Source organism: Hyphomicrobium sp. D-2, from assembly GCF_029872155.1.
Taxonomy (GTDB): Bacteria; Pseudomonadota; Alphaproteobacteria; order Rhizobiales; family Hyphomicrobiaceae; genus Hyphomicrobium_A.
The window spans coordinates 462,855-480,358 of record NZ_JARXLA010000008.1; the positions used below are offsets into that span (position 1 = coordinate 462,855).

The 17,504-nt window shown below is 60.4% G+C and carries 21 protein-coding genes; 9 read left to right on the forward strand and 12 right to left on the reverse strand.

Annotated features, from left to right (window positions below):
• Positions 1 to 57: 57 nt before the first annotated feature.
• Both QEZ49_RS14615 and QEZ49_RS14620 read right to left on the reverse strand, forming a co-directional pair.
• Positions 58 to 1,278 carry an aminotransferase class I/II-fold pyridoxal phosphate-dependent enzyme gene (locus tag QEZ49_RS14615; RefSeq protein ID WP_280388020.1) on the reverse strand — a complete coding sequence of 407 codons (1,221 nt, stop codon included), beginning with the start codon at positions 1,276 to 1,278 and terminating at the stop codon, positions 58 to 60.
• Positions 1,279 to 1,407: 129 nt separating this feature from the next.
• Positions 1,408 to 1,536 (reverse strand): hypothetical protein, encoded by a 129-nt coding sequence (locus tag QEZ49_RS14620; RefSeq protein WP_280388022.1) that lies wholly within the window; start codon positions 1,534 to 1,536, stop codon positions 1,408 to 1,410.
• A 284-nt stretch (positions 1,537 to 1,820) separates the two neighbouring features.
• Here QEZ49_RS14620 and QEZ49_RS14625 point away from each other — a divergent pair, with 284 nt between their 5' ends.
• From QEZ49_RS14625 to QEZ49_RS14635, 3 genes are read left to right on the forward strand one after another with little or no spacing between them, the layout of a single operon-like run.
• Positions 1,821 to 2,252 carry a hypothetical protein gene (locus tag QEZ49_RS14625; RefSeq protein ID WP_280388024.1) on the forward strand — a complete coding sequence of 144 codons (432 nt, stop codon included), beginning with the start codon at positions 1,821 to 1,823 and terminating at the stop codon, positions 2,250 to 2,252.
• A 19-nt stretch (positions 2,253 to 2,271) separates the two neighbouring features.
• On the forward strand, positions 2,272 to 2,877 hold the full coding sequence (gene leuD / locus QEZ49_RS14630; protein ID WP_068462891.1) for a 3-isopropylmalate dehydratase small subunit: 606 nt from the start codon (positions 2,272 to 2,274) through the stop codon (positions 2,875 to 2,877).
• Between the two features lie 54 nt (positions 2,878 to 2,931).
• On the forward strand, positions 2,932 to 3,327 hold the full coding sequence (locus tag QEZ49_RS14635) for a VOC family protein (protein WP_280388027.1): 396 nt from the start codon (positions 2,932 to 2,934) through the stop codon (positions 3,325 to 3,327).
• 38 nt (positions 3,328 to 3,365) lie between these two features.
• On the opposite strand, the gene QEZ49_RS14640 is transcribed toward QEZ49_RS14635, so the two are convergent.
• Together QEZ49_RS14640 and QEZ49_RS14645 are read right to left on the reverse strand one after the other, a co-directional pair.
• On the reverse strand, positions 3,366 to 3,629 hold the full coding sequence (locus QEZ49_RS14640) for a hypothetical protein (RefSeq protein ID WP_173952798.1): 264 nt from the start codon (positions 3,627 to 3,629) through the stop codon (positions 3,366 to 3,368).
• 173 nt (positions 3,630 to 3,802) lie between these two features.
• A complete protein-coding gene (locus QEZ49_RS14645; protein ID WP_280388029.1) occupies positions 3,803 to 4,345 on the reverse strand; it encodes a DUF2244 domain-containing protein in 543 nt (180 codons plus the stop codon).
• Between the two features lie 151 nt (positions 4,346 to 4,496).
• On the opposite strand from QEZ49_RS14645, the gene nth reads away from it, so the two are divergent.
• Both nth and QEZ49_RS14655 read left to right on the forward strand, forming a co-directional pair.
• On the forward strand, positions 4,497 to 5,231 hold the full coding sequence (gene nth, locus QEZ49_RS14650; protein ID WP_280388031.1) for an endonuclease III: 735 nt from the start codon (positions 4,497 to 4,499) through the stop codon (positions 5,229 to 5,231).
• Between the two features lie 282 nt (positions 5,232 to 5,513).
• Entirely contained in the window at positions 5,514 to 7,313 is a 1,800-nt protein-coding gene (locus QEZ49_RS14655; RefSeq protein ID WP_280388033.1) for an EAL domain-containing protein, read from the forward strand.
• Positions 7,314 to 7,361: 48 nt separating this feature from the next.
• Here the strand turns inward: QEZ49_RS14655 and hisF are convergent, their stop codons facing one another.
• From hisF to QEZ49_RS14675, 4 genes are all read right to left on the reverse strand, one after another.
• Complete coding sequence (hisF, locus tag QEZ49_RS14660; RefSeq protein WP_280388035.1) at positions 7,362 to 8,132, reverse strand: imidazole glycerol phosphate synthase subunit HisF; 771 nt, start codon at positions 8,130 to 8,132, stop codon at positions 7,362 to 7,364.
• The gene (locus QEZ49_RS14665; protein ID WP_280388037.1) at positions 8,101 to 8,520 is read right to left on the reverse strand and encodes a hypothetical protein; all 420 of its coding nucleotides are present in this window, start codon (positions 8,518 to 8,520) and stop codon (positions 8,101 to 8,103) included. The genes hisF and QEZ49_RS14665 overlap by 32 nt, the downstream gene beginning before the upstream one ends.
• A gap of 98 nt (positions 8,521 to 8,618) precedes the next feature.
• On the reverse strand, positions 8,619 to 9,344 hold the full coding sequence (hisA, locus tag QEZ49_RS14670) for a 1-(5-phosphoribosyl)-5-[(5-phosphoribosylamino)methylideneamino]imidazole-4-carboxamide isomerase (protein WP_280388039.1): 726 nt from the start codon (positions 9,342 to 9,344) through the stop codon (positions 8,619 to 8,621).
• Positions 9,341 to 9,874, reverse strand: a complete 534-nt coding sequence (locus QEZ49_RS14675) for a hypothetical protein (protein ID WP_280388041.1) — start codon at positions 9,872 to 9,874, stop codon at positions 9,341 to 9,343. Before QEZ49_RS14675 ends, hisA begins: the two co-directional genes overlap by 4 nt.
• A 99-nt stretch (positions 9,875 to 9,973) precedes the next feature.
• On the opposite strand from QEZ49_RS14675, the gene QEZ49_RS14680 reads away from it, so the two are divergent.
• Positions 9,974 to 10,357 (forward strand): hypothetical protein, encoded by a 384-nt coding sequence (locus QEZ49_RS14680; RefSeq protein WP_280388043.1) that lies wholly within the window; start codon positions 9,974 to 9,976, stop codon positions 10,355 to 10,357.
• A 485-nt stretch (positions 10,358 to 10,842) separates the two neighbouring features.
• Here the strand turns inward: QEZ49_RS14680 and hisH are convergent, their stop codons facing one another.
• Genes hisH through hisB form a run of 3 tightly spaced genes read right to left on the reverse strand, consistent with a single transcriptional unit; the run spans position 10,843 to position 12,843 of the window.
• Entirely contained in the window at positions 10,843 to 11,496 is a 654-nt protein-coding gene (gene hisH, locus QEZ49_RS14685) for an imidazole glycerol phosphate synthase subunit HisH (protein WP_280388045.1), read from the reverse strand.
• A 6-nt stretch (positions 11,497 to 11,502) separates the two neighbouring features.
• Entirely contained in the window at positions 11,503 to 12,186 is a 684-nt protein-coding gene (locus QEZ49_RS14690) for a DUF2628 domain-containing protein (RefSeq protein WP_280388047.1), read from the reverse strand.
• Between the two features lie 60 nt (positions 12,187 to 12,246).
• Positions 12,247 to 12,843: an imidazoleglycerol-phosphate dehydratase HisB gene (gene hisB, locus QEZ49_RS14695; protein WP_173952793.1), complete on the reverse strand. Its 597-nt coding sequence runs from the start codon at positions 12,841 to 12,843 to the stop codon at positions 12,247 to 12,249.
• Between the two features lie 119 nt (positions 12,844 to 12,962).
• Between hisB and hslV the strand changes: the two genes are divergently transcribed.
• The 3 genes from hslV to hslU all read left to right on the forward strand — a co-directional run bounded on the left by hslV (position 12,963) and on the right by hslU (position 16,120).
• The gene (hslV, locus tag QEZ49_RS14700) at positions 12,963 to 13,538 is read left to right on the forward strand and encodes an ATP-dependent protease subunit HslV (RefSeq protein WP_280388566.1); all 576 of its coding nucleotides are present in this window, start codon (positions 12,963 to 12,965) and stop codon (positions 13,536 to 13,538) included.
• 138 nt (positions 13,539 to 13,676) lie between these two features.
• Entirely contained in the window at positions 13,677 to 14,741 is a 1,065-nt protein-coding gene (locus QEZ49_RS14705) for a hypothetical protein (RefSeq protein WP_280388049.1), read from the forward strand.
• A gap of 62 nt (positions 14,742 to 14,803) precedes the next feature.
• Positions 14,804 to 16,120: an ATP-dependent protease ATPase subunit HslU gene (gene hslU / locus QEZ49_RS14710; protein WP_280388051.1), complete on the forward strand. Its 1,317-nt coding sequence runs from the start codon at positions 14,804 to 14,806 to the stop codon at positions 16,118 to 16,120.
• Between the two features lie 304 nt (positions 16,121 to 16,424).
• Here hslU and QEZ49_RS14715 read toward each other — a convergent pair whose 3' ends face one another.
• A complete protein-coding gene (locus QEZ49_RS14715) occupies positions 16,425 to 17,495 on the reverse strand; it encodes a membrane dipeptidase (RefSeq protein ID WP_280388053.1) in 1,071 nt (356 codons plus the stop codon).
• Positions 17,496 to 17,504 lie beyond the last annotated feature (9 nt).

The window sequence follows — 17,504 nt, forward strand, 5'->3', positions numbered from 1 at the left end:
TGGTGGAAGAAGGCGTCTCGGGTCATGCGACTCGAGCGACATATCGAACGTACTCTGTTACGCAAGAACTACTACTAATCGTTCGAGCGCCTCGCCGACCGTCGCTGGGTCACGGACAAGAGCCAGTCGCAGATAATCTGCTCCAGGATTGGTTCCGTCACATCCGGCCTGTGCCAGAAAGGCGCCAGGAAGCACCTTGACACCGGCACGTTGCCATAAGGTTACCGTAGCCTCACTTGCACCGCCGAAATTGTTCACATCGAGCCAGAGAAAGAAGCCTCCGGCCGGCCGCTGGTAACCGTAACGGCCCTGCAAAATGCGATCGCAGACATCGTATTTCTGCCTGTATGCAGCGCGGTTTGCTTCCACGTGCACTTCATCCGACCACACGGCGGCGGAGGCGTGTTGCGTCGGGCCGGGCATCTGCGGCGCGACCATGTTGCGGATCTCGCCGAACGTGTCGATGAAGCTGGCATCGCCCGCACAGAAGCCCGAGCGCAGGCCGGGCAGGTTCGATCGCTTGGACAGCGAATTGAACACCACGAGATTGCTGAACCGCTCCGGCGTTTGCGCGGCAACTTCAAGCGCGCCGGCGGGCGGGGTGGTGTCGTAGATCTCCGAATAGCATTCGTCGAAGAACAGTATGAAGTCGTAGGCGCGGGCGAGGTCGAGTGCGCGCTTGATATACTGCGCATCGGCAACGGCGCCCTGCGGATTGGCGGGCGAGCACAGATAGAGCGCGGCGGTGCGTTCGAGCAGGGCTTTATTCTGCGCCAGCGCTTCCAGATCAGGCAGATGGCCGGTGGCGGCTGTGGCGTTGAGATAGACCGGCTCGGCGTTGGTTGCCAACGCGCCGCCAACGTATGCGCTGTAATACGGATTGCACATGAGAACGGCGGGCCGCGAGACATTCGCCTTGCGCCCAACTGCGGGTAAAGCCGCTAAAAACAAGCCTTCGCGCGATCCGTTGATGGGCAGGATCTCGCGCTCGGGGTCCGGTGCAGCGTTCGCGCCGAAGCGTTTTGCTGCCCAGCTTGAAATCGCGTTGCGCAGTTCGCCGGTACCGCGGATCGGCGGATAGTTGGCGTATGCCGTTTGAACTTCCAGAAGTTTTTCAGTGACGAACGGCGGCATCGGCTCGCGCGGCTCGCCAATCGTCAGGTCGATGACGTTCGCATGTCCGGCCGGGGTATCACCGAGCAGCTTGCGCAGTTGCGTGAACGGAGAGAGCACTGCGCCGTTGGCGAGTGCTGCAAGGCCGGATGGCGAAGTGGTCATGGCAATCTACGGTGCGATCTTCGGAAAGCGTTGCGGACGCTGAACAGCATCCCGCCGCCAATAGCGGCGAGACGGGGCAGCGTCTACGGAAGTTTGGCCGTGCGCAAGACATTCCGTCGGCAGCAACCGTCAAACCTGGCTGGCCTTCAGCAGGTTTTCCATAACGCTGACATTGCTTCCCAGGCGCAGAGAGCCGGTGCAGCCCGACAACTGCACAGCTACAGCGGTCAAAAGGACGGCAGCGAGAACTCGGTACATACGCATCTCCGAAACACTATTCGGCCGGTCATCGGCGGTGCTCGGAGGGTGAATAATTTTGGTTAAGAAAAGATGGACGGCGTGATTATTCCGAAACCAAAATAAGCAGGCGCACACATTGTTCGCACCTGCAGCAATTCGGTGGCGGAGCCTGGGCGGTTTGGCGAGTCTCGCTATTCCAGTGCGCGGCTTGCCGCGCCCGCTGCCAAGGTGGGCTCGGCGACTGAAATCCCCGTCCGACAAACCCGCACCTATGCTCAGTTGCCTTTTCAGGAGCATAGATCTTGCCGATCGTCAGTTACGCCCGCGGTGTTCTTGCCATCGCCCAGACCGTCCATTGCTGGCTTGCCATCCTCACCGGCCTGGACGAAGCGCGGCGTGTCCGTCTGGCGGGCTATGCGGAAAGGATCGCCACCACATTGGAGCGAGCCGGCGAGGCCTTGCGTCGGCTGGAAGCCAATCCGGTGGATCGATCAGCCCGGGCACAGGCGGTGCGGGAACTGGGCCGCATTGCCGGCTACATAGACACCATGGTCGGTGCGCTGGAGCAGCAGCTTGACGGGCGCAAGCTTGCGGGGGTTAAAAGGCGGCTTGAGGTGCTTCGACCTGGCGAACTGCACAGAAATGTGGTGGCTGGCCGCAAGCCCAAAGACCTTGATCGCCTCGCCTCGGCTGAAGGCTATTTCAGAGCCCTGGCTGATGGCCTCAGAATGTGAAAGGCGCTGAAGAGCGAGCATGGAAAAGTTCACGACGCTCACCGGGGTTGCCGCGCCGCTGCCGCTGCGCAACATCGACACCGACATGATCATCCCGAAGCAGTTCCTGAAGACGATCAAGCGCACCGGGCTTGGCAAAAGCCTGTTCTACGAGATGCGCTACGATCAGGAAGGCAAGGAAATCCCGGATTTCGTGCTCAACCAGCCGGCCTATCGCAAGGCCACCATTCTGGTGACCGGCGAGAACTTCGGCTGCGGTTCCTCGCGTGAGCACGCGCCGTGGTCGCTACTGGACTTCGGCATCCGCTGTGTCATTGCCGCCGATTTCGCCGACATCTTCTATAACAACTGTTTCCAGAACGGCATTCTGCCGATCAAGCTGCCGCAGTCTGAAGTCGACAAGCTGATGGACGATGCCAGCCGGGGCGCCAATGCAACGCTGACGGTTGATCTGGAAGCGCAGGAAATTCACGGCCCCGATGGCGGCGTCATCAAGTTCGAAATTGATCCGTTCCGCAAGCACTGTCTGTTGAACGGGCTGGATTCCATCGGTCTGACGCTGCAGAAGAAGTCGGAAATCGAGACGTTCGAGAACACAGTTTCAGCTGCACGCCCGTGGCTTTGATTGAATAGTCATCGCGCGGACGCCTGAAGCTGACATTTGATAACGGGGGAACGAATGGCCAAACCGATCCATATGATGGTGCGCGTATTGGATGAGGCGCGCAGCGTTGATTTCTATCGCAAGGCATTCGGGCTGGAAATTTCCCAGCGGGTCGACTTCCCCGATTTCACGCTTGTTTACATGAAGGGCGAGCAGTCGCCCTTCGAAGTCGAGCTGACAATCAACAAGGGTCGCGCCGAGCCCTATGCGCTGGGTGACGGCTACGGCCACGTTGCTTTTGTTGTCGATGATCTCAGTGCTGAGCATGCGCGCATGCAGTCCGCCGGGCTATCGCCGAAGGACATCAAGACAATGACGCATGAGGGGCAGCCGTTCGGTCAGTTCTTCTTCATCGAAGATCCGGATGGCTACAAGATCGAGGTGCTCCAGCGGGGCGGTCGCTTCAACTGAGTTGAGGCGATGCGCTACCCCGCTGTGCGTTTGCAAAATCAATAGTCGTAATACGATCCATAGCGAGGCGGATTGCGCAGCGAACGCGGCGTTTTCTGCGGCCACTGCGCACCCAGGTTGCGCATGTAGGATTCCTGGCTCGGCTGGCACCAGATGTTGCCGTAGAAGCCGAACGGTCCATTGTAGGGGCGGCAGCTGTCAGCGGTACGATAGGCGCGGCCGTTGCGACCAGCATCCGCCGTTTGAACGCCCATGGCGCACGTCAGCCCCACAGCCAAAGCGCTGGCAATAATTGCACGCATGCTTGTCTCTCCCGCTGCATGATGTTGCGGCGGTTTTATCCGCCATCCATCGAGGCATATTACGCATGGTGCGTTGCAATCCCGCTCGCGAGGGAAAGCGGATTTTGCGCAAAATTGTTTTCAAGCTTGATGGGTTGGGAAAGCAAAAATTAGGGGCTGGCGTTGCGTGGCAGTCAGGCGCGCGCCGCCCGCGCCTCAGCCAGCGCGCCAGAAAGAAAATGGCAGAGGTCACGGCGCTCGTCATCGGTGAGGAAGCGTGCGAACGCGAACTCCTGACCGTGCGAGGCCAGCCGCAGGTCGGTGGTGCCCTGCGGATTTTGGGCTAGCCGGACGCGCACCCAGTAGGGATTGAATTCACGGCTTTCCTGCTCGCCTGAAGGATAAACTCGCGTGATGGTGAGGAGTTGTCGGTTGAGATCGATGCGCTCGTGGAGGTTGGCCGCGCGATAGTTCAGCCGAAAGGCGACATAGACGAGCAGGATGTCGAGCCCGAAAAAGCCGAAAACCGGCCAGGCTCCTTTGAGCAGAAATATCACTCCGGTAACAAGGCTCACGACCCCAAGAGCGATCATCAGGTTGCGAAAGCCCTTGAGGCTCAACGATCTGTGCGGATACAGCAGGAGTTGCACCGAACCTGGATCGGAGTGCTGCAGATCGGCATTAGGTTGTGCAGTTCCCTGGTGAGGAACGTTGTTTGGCTCGTGATCGTGGCCCATGTTGCAAGCCTTGCGTGGGGAACCGTTTATGAAGAGCGTCAATCGGGCTGACCGTCAAGCCAACGCGGCGAATCCTAAAACAACTATAAAATCGGAGACGTCTGCAGTGGCGGGGCGGGGCAAGCGGCGTCGGCCGGCCGAGGGCGAGCCTGTGTCAGCCGTAAAAGCGGGTGCATTGGCGACCAAGAAGAAGCCATCGGTGCCGGCTAAGACGCGGTCGCCTGTGCGACAGCGCAGCCGAGGCCGCACGCGATTGAGTCCTGAGGCCATCGAAGAAATGTTTCACCTGCTGGAGCAGGATAACCCGGAGCCGAAGGGCGAGCTGGAATACGTCAATCCGTTCACACTGCTTGTCGCCGTTGTGCTGTCGGCGCAGGCCACGGACGCTGGCGTGAACAAGGCAACGCGGGCCCTGTTCAAGATCGCCGATACACCTGAGAAGATGGTACGGCTGAGCGAAGAAGGCATCCGCGAATACATCAAGACCATTGGGCTCTATCGCAACAAGGCGCGCAATGTGCTGGAGCTGTCGCGTCAACTTATCGCTAACCATGGCGGTGAGGTGCCGCGGGCGCGCGAAGCATTGGAAGCCCTGCCGGGTGTTGGCCGCAAGACCGCGAACGTTGTTCTCAATATTGCATTCGGCGAACCGACGATGGCGGTGGACACGCACGTGTTCCGGATTGCCAACCGGACGGGCCTTTCCAGTGGGCGTAACCCGCTTGAGGTTGAGGAGGATCTCTTGCGCGTTATCCCGCAGCGATATGCTCTTCACGCCCACCACTGGTTGATCCTGCTGGGACGTTATGTCTGCAAGGCGCGTAAGCCTGAATGCCCCCGTTGTGTCGTTCGGGAAATATGTCTTTTCGAGCCGAAAACGATGTAGGCGGATTGGGTAAGTCCGGCGATACAAAATGTGATTGCGACAAAGGTTGTAGGACTCGGCTGTAATTAATCATTGACATGATGTGACAGGCAAAAAACCCCTGATTATCGGGGTGTATCGGTGCCCGGTTGTTCAGAATGGTTACCGCAATAGGGCCGATTTTCGCGAAACGCCCCCTATCTGCTTAAGTCAACGCATACGGATGGATGCGTATCGTCCGCGGAATGGGCCACATACCGTTGCTATGCAACGCGGTAGCGTTGTGGAGGGGCATTCGCTTCAATGGGTAACACACCCGCATTCAAACAACCTGACGCCGAGCCGTCAGCCGCCGATGCTTCTGATTGGGAGACAACAGCTCTCCTTAAGGAGCAGAAGCGCTCGCTTGAGCAGATCAACAGCTGGTTCGAGGTGGCGCTGAACAACATGGTTCGCGGTTTGTCGATGTTCGACGCGGACCAGAGACTGGTCGTCAGCAACAAGAGCTATCGCGAAATTTACTCTCTGCCTCAGGAGCTGACCCAGCCAGGTACGCATCTGGGCGACATCGTGCGTTATCATGTGCGTTCCGAAACCGGCCGCGAAAATTTTAACGAAACGGCAAGCTTCTCGCGCTGGCTGGCGCAGCATATGGAGATGATTGCCGACGGCCGTTCGTTCACGAAAGTGCAGCAGCTTCGTAACGGCCGCACGCTTCTGGTCACCTACCAGCCATTGGCAGAAGGCGGGTGGGTCGACATTCAAGAAGATATAACCGAGAAGCGCCGCACCGAAGAACGGATCGAATGGCTTGCGCATCACGATGCGCTGACGGGAGTGGCCAATAGATTCCATTTTCGTCAGACGTTCGAAGCCGCGTTGGCTGATCTGGGCGCTGGCGAGCACCTGGCGCTCCACTGGCTCGACCTCGACGAATTCAAGGAAGTCAACGATACGCATGGGCACCCGATAGGCGACGCCTTGCTGAAGGCGGTTGCGCAGCGTCTGCGCGCAAGCATCCGCAAGAGTGATTTTCTGGCCCGTCTGGGTGGCGACGAGTTTGCGATCATTCAACGTGGTGACGTGAACTGTGATCAATGCGAGCGGCTGGCAGAGCGCATTCTCACCGCGATAAATCGGCCATACAGTATTCTGGGGCATGCGATCAGCGTCAGCGCCAGCATCGGCATTGTGCGCGCGCCCGCGCATGGCAACTCGCCCGATGAATTGCTGAAGAATGCAGATGTCGCGTTGTATAATGTGAAGTCGGCAGGCCGCTGCGGTTACGAGCTGTATCAATGCGGTTGCGGACGCCACGTTGAAGCGCAGCGTCGGCTTGAGGTCGATATTCAGGATGCGCTACGTAACAAGCAGTTCGAGCTGCACTACCAGCCGATTCTTAATCTCAAATCCAACAGCGTCACCGGCTGCGAGGCACTTCTGCGTTGGCAGCATCCCGATGACGGGCTGGTAGCAGCGGGCACGTTCATGCCGCTTGCCGAGAGAACCGGCGCCATCGTTGATATCGGCAAATGGGTTCTGCAGCAGGCCTGTCGCGATGCGATGCGCTGGTCGGATGATCTGGCTGTTACGGTCAACGTGTCGATGCTGGAATTCGACAGCGGCACTCTCACGTCGACGGTGCAGCAGGCCCTTGCAAGCTCGGGGCTGGCGGCTGGGAGACTCGAGCTTGAAGTTGGGGAAACCCTGCTTGCTCGCGACAAAGGGAATTTGCGCGCGACGCTGCAGGAGCTGAAGCAGCTTGGCGTGACGATTGCGCTCGACAGCTTCGGCAAGGATGCGGGCGCCCTTACGGCTCTGCGTGCGTTCCCGTTCAATAAGGTCAAGATCGATGGAGATCTTGTGCGGGAAGCGGCGCTAAACCGGGACAACGTTGCCATCATCCGCGCAGTGGCCACGCTGGCGGAAACGCTGGGCATGGGCGCAGTCGCAAAGGGCGTTGAGACACTGGATGAGCTTGATGCGGTGACGCGCGCCGGTTGCAGCAAGGCACAAGGCTATTTTATCGGTCGGCCCGTTCCGATCGAACAGCTTGATGCCATGCTTTCGGAATGCACGCTGCGCCGTCCCTGCGCAGCATAAGGGCTGAGATTGGCGCCGGTCAGCTTGTGACCAGCGCCATCGCCCTGTTCAAAGCCGCATCGGAATGCCGGCATCGGCCATGTAGCGTTTGGCTTCGCCAATCGTGTAGGTGCCAAAGTGGAATATCGAAGCTGCAAGCACCGCGCTTGCATGGCCTTCGGTAATTCCGGCAACGAGATGGTCAAGCGTACCCACGCCACCCGATGCAATGACCGGGATTGAAACCGCGTCGGCGACCGTGCGCGTCAGCTCCAGGTCGAAGCCGGACTTGGTGCCGTCGCGGTCCATCGATGTCAGCAGAATTTCACCCGCACCCAGTTCGGTTACGCGCTTTGCAAATTCCACGGCGTCGATGCCGGTTGATGCGCGGCCACCGTGCGTGAAAATTTCCCACCGGGGCGGCTCACCCTGCGCGGACACGCGCTTGGCGTCGATGGCGACAACAATGCACTGGGCGCCGAACTTTTCTGAAGCATCCCGCACGAACAGCGGATTTTTCACAGCGGCGGAGTTGATCGAGACCTTGTCGGCGCCGGCATTCAGCAAACGGCTGATGTCGTCGACGGTGCGCACACCGCCGCCAACCGTCAGCGGCATGAAGCAGCGCTTTGCAGTCTGTTCCACGACGTGAAAGATGTTGTCGCGGCCCTCGTGCGTAGCGGTGATGTCGAGGAAGCAGAGCTCGTCCGCGCCAGCGGCATCATAGGCTGCAGCGGCTTCAACCGGATCGCCCGCATCGATGAGGTCGACAAAGTTGACGCCTTTGACGACGCGGCCGTCCTTCACATCAAGGCACGGAATGATGCGGTTTTTCAGCATGGGCGTTCGCCTTCTTTCTTGTGTCGAGAGACTTGCCGATCAGGGGGCAATAATAAGCGTCGAGATAGTCTTCTTCAGCATGGCGCAGGGAAAGCGTACGCTCGTAGCCAGTTAGATACGAAACACTCACTTTTGCAGCTGGTCTCAGCCAAACTTCGAAAGGTTGGCGCCCCAGGTGATGCAGCCAACTAGCGCGGTCATCCCACTCGTTGGGACGGTAGCTATGCCGGGTCACATCGGCATTTAGCAGCCTTAGAATGCCATACCAACGATAGTGCAGCGTGCCGCCTGTTGCACCGATCTTCAAAGCTGCGCCATCCTCGCGAAGCGCGACATAGACCAGATCTGAAGATGTCTTTGCGCAGGGCTCCCAATTTGGAACGAGCATACCGGCATCATTCCAGCTTGCAGTTAGTCCTAGGCTAAAGCCGCACTCTCGAGGATGTATTGTAGTCACCGTTGCAGGCATGAAGAATGCAACGCCTCCTAAGCTTTGAGCAGCGTCAGTGCTTCCTTCGGGTCGATGCGCCCATCATAAAGCGCACGGCCGCTGATCGCGCCTTCCAGCATTGCATATTCGGGCTGCAGCAGCGCTTTCACGTCGTCGATTGAGGCAAGGCCGCCGGAGGCGATAACCGGGATCGACGTTGCACGCGCGAGTGCTGCGGTGGCTTCCAGGTTCAGACCCTTCAGAATGCCGTCGCGCTCGATGTCGGTGTAGATGATTGCCGAGACGCCCGCGTCTTCGAAGCGCTTGGCCAGTTCCTCGGCGGTCAGTTCCGATGTTTCGGCCCAGCCTTCGACCGCCACCTTGCCGCCCTTGGCATCGATGCCAACGGCGATGCGTCCGGGAAACTCGACGCAGGCACGGCGCACCAGCTCAGGATCGCGCACCGCGATGGTGCCGAGGATCACGCGGTCGATGCCGCTGTCGATCCACTCCTCGATGGTCTGCATGTCGCGAATGCCGCCGCCGAGCTGGGCGGGAATGGTTATAGCGCCAAGGATCGCATCGACGGCGTCGCGATTGACCGGCTGGCCTGCGAATGCGCCGTTGAGGTCCACGATGTGCAGGTATTCAAAGCCCTGATCCTGGAACGTGCGCGCCTGCGCCGCCGGGTCGTCGTTGAAGACAGTGGCTTCATCCATTTCGCCGAGCTTCAGGCGCACGCATTTGCCGTCTTTGAGGTCAATGGCAGGAAACAGGATCACGGGCTTCTCTCGCGATTGTGCGATGCTGAACGGCGGCGGCCATTGAAACCGGCCATCAGATCGCTGTTATTATTGGCGATAGAGATTTTGCCGGCCAATAAGTCAAGGCCGCACGTTCGTGATTGATGCGTAGAGTTCAGCAGCCAATGGCCATTGCATTTGTAGACAGTGCCCCGCGTGCCATTACGCGCCGACCGCTTACCGAGGCGGACGCGGTCGATATTTGGATTGCGCGCTGGCTGCGCATCCGTCGCAAGGATCTCCTTGACCGTTACGGATGCGATCCGCGCCGGCTTTATGAAATCTGGCAGGAAGAACGCTTCGCCGGTGCGCGCGCAAAGGCGCTTGAGGTGTTCGCACAGCGCTATCCGAGCCTGATCGATCGCATTGATTTTGGTCCGCATCAGCGCTTTGAACGCGCGCCGCATCCTGATCAGCTCGCATTGTTTGAGTAGTTTCAAGCGCGTACGCGATGAGGAGAACACTTGGAACAACATAAGAACAAATGCTGGACAACGGCACAGTTTCATGTGATGTTCTCACTACGTTCGCAGCAACACAGTGCATCGAGTATCCGGGACAAGTTTCGCGTTTCCCCAAGTCCGAAACATCAATCCGCGAGACCCGCCATGCGCACCCTCATCATCTCCTACGATCTGGCTCAACCGCAGCGTAACAAGCACGTCCTGGCCCAGCACATCATGTCCGTCGGCCGTTCATGGGCCCGCCCGCTGGAACAGACCTGGTATGTGCGCACGGAAGCAGCCGCCGACGAGGTGGAGGAAATGCTCCGGGTTGTTCTGGAGGCTGATGATGGTCTGCTGGTGCAGGCGACGCGCGATGAGGCGGTGATGACCAACACGGCGCTGCGCTGGTTCCGTCAGCGTCAGCCGGAAACTGGTGCAGGCCCCAATAGCGGCGGCAACAACAGCAACGTCATCGCCTTCCCTGCTCCGCAGCCGGTTTCCGACGATCAGGAAGAGCTGCCGTTCGATCTGGCGGAAGCGTGCTGATCGCCTTGGATGGTCGGTTTTGGTTTTGTGAAGTGCGTGGCTGTTGTCGGTCGGAATTTCAGATCGATGCAGCGTAATCGGGTCGCCAGACCATGATCGTTTCTGACCCTGTCCGTCCGAAGCGTGAATCATCGGTCTCGTGAAATGCGTTAGCTGCCCACTGGCGCGATGAAGATCAGGCCCGGTTTTTTAGTTTTGCGTTCTGGTGTTGTGCGTTCTCTCTTCTCTCAGCCCCCTCCGGTAATGCGTGACGCGCCGGGGTCCGATCGCAAGGTCGGGCCCCGTTTTTGCGTGGCGAGTAGAGATGCGCATGTAGGCGTAGCCGGGCTTACGCCTGGTTCGTGGATGCTAAGCGGCAGAGATGGCGTCGGACGGGTTGGCCGGTGTGTCTGACGCTGCGAACAGCAGTTGATCAGCAAAGGGTGCGCGGGGACGATAGGCAGCTGCCGCGGGCTGGCGGCGAGGCACGGTGCGCAGAATGTCGCTCAAGGCTTCCAGTTGAGGAAGTTCGCGATCAGCTTCAGGCCCAGCGTCTGGCTCTTTTCCGGATGGAACTGCGTTCCGGCGATATTGCCGTCGGCGATCATGGCCGTCAGCGGTCCGCCGTATTCCGTTTCCGCAACCACCGCATCGCGCTGCTCCGGCACGAAGTGGTAGGAATGCACGAAGTAGGCGTGCAGCCCGTCAGATCCGGTCGGAATGTCCTGCAGCAGCGCATGCGGGCGCGCGACGTTCAGCGTGTTCCAGCCCATATGCGGGATTTTCAGCGTTGGATCGGATGGCGTAATCGGGCGGACCTCGCCGGCGATCCACCCGAGACCGTCGGTGACAGTGAACTCCAGTCCACGACTGGCCAGCAGTTGCATGCCGACGCAGATGCCAAGGAACGGCCGCCCTTTGTTGCGCACGGTGTCGTCGATCGTTTCGATCATGCCCGGCACAGCTTCGAGCCCGGCTTTACAGTCGGCGAATGCGCCCACGCCCGGCAGTATGATTCGGTCGGCGGCGGCGACCATGACGGGGTCGTTGGTGACGATAATCTGAGCTGGAGTGCCGGCGTCATTAGCTGCGCGCTCGAACGCCTTGGCGGCCGAGTGCAGATTGCCTGAGCCATAATCGATGATCGCGACGCGCTGCATATTCGCTCAAGTTCCTTGAAGTGCGCGGCGTCCACGCATGAAAACGCTCAGCGGCTGCGTGATGGCTTGATGGGTCCAGCTTGGCACTGAATATCCCGCTGCAGATGTGCGATCAGCGCCCCCGTCGCCGCCCGCATCTCCCCAGTGCCCGTCATCGGATGTAAGTGTGGCGGGCCGCTGCGAAGGCATTCCCAGAGCGTCAGAGTTGCTCGCATTGCTGGCAGCAGAAGATGAATAGCGGCTGGCTCCGTTTCCGCCGCCGCTGGAAGATGGCTCGTTGCGTACGGTGGGTGCAGGAATGGTCGTGTAGGTGGGCAGCCACATTTCGAAAAAGCGGCGCTCGCAATCCTCGCGGTTGCCGCCGTCGACGCTGCCGACAAAACGCCAACCACGGCGTTCAAGCGATGCGGCATGCAGCAGGCCAGCTTCAAATCCAAACAGGATCTGAATGATCAGCAGCGCTGCGTTGCCGATTATGCCGTGACCAATCGCGGTGAAGAACCACGCAACGATGCCGACTAGCCCCATGTAGATGCCGAACTCGATCCACATGCGTTTCACCAGCAGCCAAACCGGAGGAAGAGCTGCCGCGTAAGGGGTGAAACCGTCACGGATGAACGCGAGACGCTCAGCGCTTTCCATGCGGTCAGCGGGAGCATTCGGCGGTTCAAGCACGACGTAGGTGGCCATGGGGTCCTCGTGGACGTTGTGTCCGTAGGCGGGGCGCTAAGTTATGTGCGTGCCCGGCGGCTAGCCTGCAAGCATTCCCTTGGTGGAGGGCACGCGGCCTTCCTGTCGCGGGTCCATCTCAGCGGCCTTGCGCAGCGCGCGGGCGAGGCCCTTGTAGCAGGTCTCGGCGATGTGATGGTTGTTCACGCCGTAGAGATTGGCGACGTGCAGCGTGATGCCAGCGTTCTGCGCAAAGGCCTGGAACCACTCGCGGAATAGCTCGGTGTCCATCTCGCCGATTTTGGGCTGCGTGAAATCTACCTGCCACACCAGAAACGGTCGGCCCGAAATATCGACGGCGACGCGCGTCAGCGTCTCGTCCATCGGCAGATGCACGTCGGCGTAGCGGGTGATGCCCTTCTTGTCGCCCAGTGCTTTGGCGAATGCCTGGCCGAGCGCAATGCCCACGTCCTCAGTCGTGTGGTGGAAGTCGATGTGCAGGTCGCCCTTGGCGCGCACGGTAATGTCCATCATTGAATGGCGGCCAAGCTGATCCAACATGTGGTCCAGAAAGCCGATGCCGGTTTCAATGTCCGTAGCGCCGGTGCCGTCGAGATCGACCGTCACGGTGATCTCGGTTTCCTTGGTGCTACGGGAAATAGTCGCCTGACGCTTCAATTTAGGCCTCTCAAGGCTAGCTTGCCTCACCGGAACCGAGCGTTTATCAGCTTGGACCGATCCATTCTAGGGCCGTGCAGCAACGCGCACCGTCCCGCAAATTCGAGTGCCACCCCATGATGACTTCCGGCTCTACGAGCGATGCTTCCGGTTCCTGGCACGCCACCACCATACTCACCATTCGTAAAAATGGTCGTGTCGTTATCGCCGGCGATGGTCAGGTCAGTCTTGGTCCGACGATTATCAAGGGTAACGCCCGCAAGGTGCGCGTTCTTGGCAAGGGCGGGGTGATCGGCGGCTTTGCCGGGGCTACGGCCGATGCCTTCACGCTGTTTGAGCGCCTTGAGGGCAAGCTGGAGCAGTATCCCGGCCAGTTGACGCGGGCGTGCGTCGAGTTGGCCAAGGATTGGCGGACGGATCGGTTTTTGCGCCGGTTGGAAGCGATGATGCTGGTGGCGGATGCTGAGACAACTCTGGTGCTGACGGGAACCGGCGACGTGCTGGAGCCGGAGCGGCAGGTGATGGGCATCGGCTCGGGCGGCAATTATGCGCTCGCGGCGGCCCGCGCACTGCTGGATCAGCCGCTTGAGGCCGAAGAGATCGCCCGCAAGGCGATGGCCATCGCGGCTGAAATCTGCGTTTACACCAACGACAATCTGGTTCTCGAAAGCCTGCCCTCCACGCGCCCGGAATAGATCCCTCTTGCGTTCAAGGCGCCGTCTTCCCGCCCTCGCGGCGCCGCTGTTGCCCGGCATCGTCCTGGAGCCAGCGGCTTGGGTCCGTGGCCTCTCTCACGCTGACGCAAATTTCCTTTTTCAAAACAGAGAATTAACGTGTCGATGATTCAGGACGATCATTTGGATGCGGCGATTGCGCAGGGCATCATTTCGCCCGCTCAAGCGGCGCAGTTGCGGGCGCTTGCGGTCGCGCCGGCAGCAGCGATGCCAATGCCACACGAACTGCGTGACACCCCTGATCCCGACGATGAGCGCTTCCGGCTGATCGGCGGATTCAACGATGTGTTCGTCACCATCGGTATTGTGCTGCTGGTGTCGGCGTTGTTTGGCCTTACTGGTTCGATTGGCTTTGCCATCGGCTTCATTTTCGTCGCGCTGGCTTCGGCGTGGGTCCTGTCGGAAATTTTCATCTCACGTCTGCGGCTGGCGCTGCCGGCCATCGCGCTTGCCGTCATGTTCGCGTTGTCAGGCGCGCTTGCTGTGCGCGCTCTGGTAGCGATGGCGTTTCTTGTCACCGAGAGCGATACCGGGACGGCGGGTTGGGCAATTTTCAGCGTAGGCTTGGCGATTGCAGCTGCGCTGCACCGCTGGCGCTTCAAGGTGCCGATCGACACGGCGCTGATTGCGGCGGGATTGATCGGCGCCATCACCGGCTCCATCAGCGCTCTGGCCCCTGAGCAGTGGAAGACTTGGGGCCCGATCGTATGCGCAGCCTGCGGGCTTGCAGTGTTCGCATTCGCGGTGCGGATCGATGCCACCGATCCGGAGCGAACCACGCGCCGGTCAGACGTTGCGTTCTGGCTGCATATGCTAGCGGCGCCGATGATCGTCTACGCGGCGAGTTCGGTTTTCGTTGACCCGGATGCGGGGTTTGGTGCCGGCGGGGCAGTCGGTGTGTTGGCGCTGTTTGCAGTGTTCGGCCTCGTTGCGCTCGTAATTGACCGCCGGGCGCTGCTGGTGTCGGCGCTCTCCTATGCGGGGCTGGCAATCGGCTATCTGCTGAAGGAGAGCGTGGCCAAGGATATGTCAGTATCGCTGACGCTGCTTGGGCTGGCGGTTCTGGTGCTGACCCTTTCGGCGCGTTGGCGCAGTCTCCGGCGGGCGGTGTTGGACAACCTGCCGCTCGACGGTATCAGGAAATATGTGCCGCCCGCTTCCTAATCCCCCATGCAAGCGCCACATATCGTCCGGCGCTACTACCCGATGCTTCTTCAGGACAGACCATGACCAACTTCTCGCCCCGTGAAATCGTCTCCGAACTGGACCGCTATATCGTCGGTCAGGGGGAAGCCAAGCGCGCCGTTGCGATTGCGCTGCGCAACCGCTGGCGACGGCAGCAGCTCACGGGCGACCTGAAGGAAGAGGTACTGCCCAAGAACATCCTGATGATCGGACCGACGGGCGTCGGCAAGACGGAAATCTCACGCCGGCTGGCGAAGCTGGCGGGCGCGCCGTTCATCAAGATCGAGGCGACGAAGTTCACCGAGGTTGGCTATGTCGGCCGCGATGTCGACAGCATCATCCGCGATCTGGTGGAGGTGGCCATCGGGCTGGTGAAGGAAACCCGACGCAAGGATGTGCGCGCGAAGGCGGAGAAGAACGCCGAGGAACGCGTGATCGACGCGCTCGTTGGCCCGACCGCTTCCCCGGCAACGCGCGATAGCTTCCGCAAGAAGCTGCGGGCGGGCGAGCTGAACGACAAGGAAATCGAAATACAGGTGGCGGATTCGCCAGCGGGCGGTTTGCCGATGTTCGATATTCCCGGCGTGCCGGGGGCATCCATGGGTGCGGTCAATATCGGCGAGATGTTGGGCAAGGCATTCGGCCAGCGCACCAAGCCGCGCCGCGTTCTGGTGTCTGACAGCTACGATGTGCTGATCGCGGAGGAGAGCGAGAAGCTCATCGATGGCGAGCAGATCACGGCGGAAGCCATCAGCGCGGTTGAGAACAACGGCATCGTGTTTCTGGACGAGATCGACAAGATCTGTTCGCGCTCCGATGCGGGTCGTGTTGGCGGCGATGTTTCGCGCGAGGGTGTGCAGCGCGATCTGCTGCCGTTGATCGAAGGTACCACCGTTGCCACGAAATATGGCCCGGTGAAAACCGACCACGTGCTGTTCATTGCTTCGGGCGCGTTTCATGTCGCCAAGCCGTCCGATCTGCTGCCTGAACTGCAGGGCCGCTTGCCGATCCGCGTGGAGCTGAAGGCGCTGACGCGCGAAGACTTCCGCCGCATCCTGACCGAGCCGCAGGCTTCGCTCATCAAGCAGTATGTGGCGCTGATGGCGACGGAAGATCTGGCCATCAGCTTCGATCCTTCGGCCATCGACGCCATTGCCGATGTGGCGGTGCAGGTGAATTCGACGGTTGAGAATATCGGTGCGCGCCGCCTGCAAACGGTGATGGAGCGGGTGCTGGACGAAATCTCGTTCGACGCGTCGGATCGCGGCGGGCAGGAGATCGTCATCGACGCGAACTACGTGACAATGCGCATCGGCGATCTGGCGGCCAACACCGACCTGTCGAAGTTCATTCTGTAACTGCGCGCTCCGCGGCGGGCTCCCCGGAAGGGGAGTTGCCGAGCGCAACTAACAACCAAGGCCGGCTCCCTGACGGGGCAGACATACGTCCTCCCGGCGCAGGCCGGGATCTACGCAATTCTCCGCAATAGCGCGGCCGGCAGGAACGTCTAGAGTCAGACCGCGCGCATCGCTTCATGCGGCTCGACGTCTGAAGCTGGCGTGGATCCCGACCGTTGTCGGGATGACAGTGTGGGGAAAGCAGGCGTTTGCCGCGCTCAGCGGCCGGCTCCCCGGAAGGGGAGTCGCCGAGCGCCACAAAAAGCTAAGCCTGCCGTGCAGCCATCGCCTGCTTCAGTACGCGGGCGAAGTTGCCAATGGCGATGTTGCGGATAGCGGCATCGTCATGGCCTGCCTTTTGCCAGGCGCGCATGACCTTCTGCAAATCCGAATAGCTGGCGATGGCAGGGCGAGAAATCGCATTCATGTCGGTGCCGATGCCGGCGTGCTCGGCGCCGAGCCATTGGCCCAGCTCCCACAGGCGCTTCGCGTAGGCATCCGGGCCTGCTCCGATGTCGGAGCGCATCGGCCACAGACCAACGACGCCGCCTTTTTCCGCCATCAGCTTCGCGGTGTCGAAGGTGATCTGACGCGCCTGCCACACCGGCATTTTCCAGTTCGGCTGGCGGGTGCGCGTCACCGATGAGTGCGACCAGATCACGGGCTGGCTCGATGCTTCGATCGCCTGCCGCGTCGCCTTGTCGGTGCAGTGCGCAAGGTCGATCAGGATGCCGAGGCGATTGCACTCCTCGATCACCTTGAAGCCGAGCGGCGTAAGACCGCCGTGGCGTGGACGCTCGGTCTGGAAATCGCCGATCGGATTTTCAATGTAGTGCACAAGCTGCACGCTGCGCACGCCCTGCTCCCACGCGCGCACCAGAGGCGTTGCATCATCCTCGACGATGGTTGCGCCTTCCAGCGTCAGCACCACATGCGGATCACCGGTGAGCGCGTTGTCGACGTCATCGGGCGTCAGCGCCAGTTTCAGGTTCTGCTCGGTGATATGCTTCTTGATGCGCGCGATGTCGGTCTCGAACCACTCCGCCGCTTCGCCCGGTTTCGGACGGCCCTTCTGTTTCAGGCCTTTCGATGTTGGCCGGATCCACGGCACGTCGCCCACTAGCGACCAGCCGACGAGCGTGGCATGGCCTGCGCGCATCGTTGGGCCAAGCGGTTTCTTGTCCGGCGTGTTGGCGCCGAAGAAGAACAGATGGGCGTGCATGTCGCCGATATAAACCGGCGCGCGCCCCTCAGCGAATGAGGGACGCGCAGTTCCAGTCAAGGTGCAGGAAGCGGCGAGTGCGCCGAGCGCGAACTGCCGGCGGTCAATTTGCATGTCGTGTGC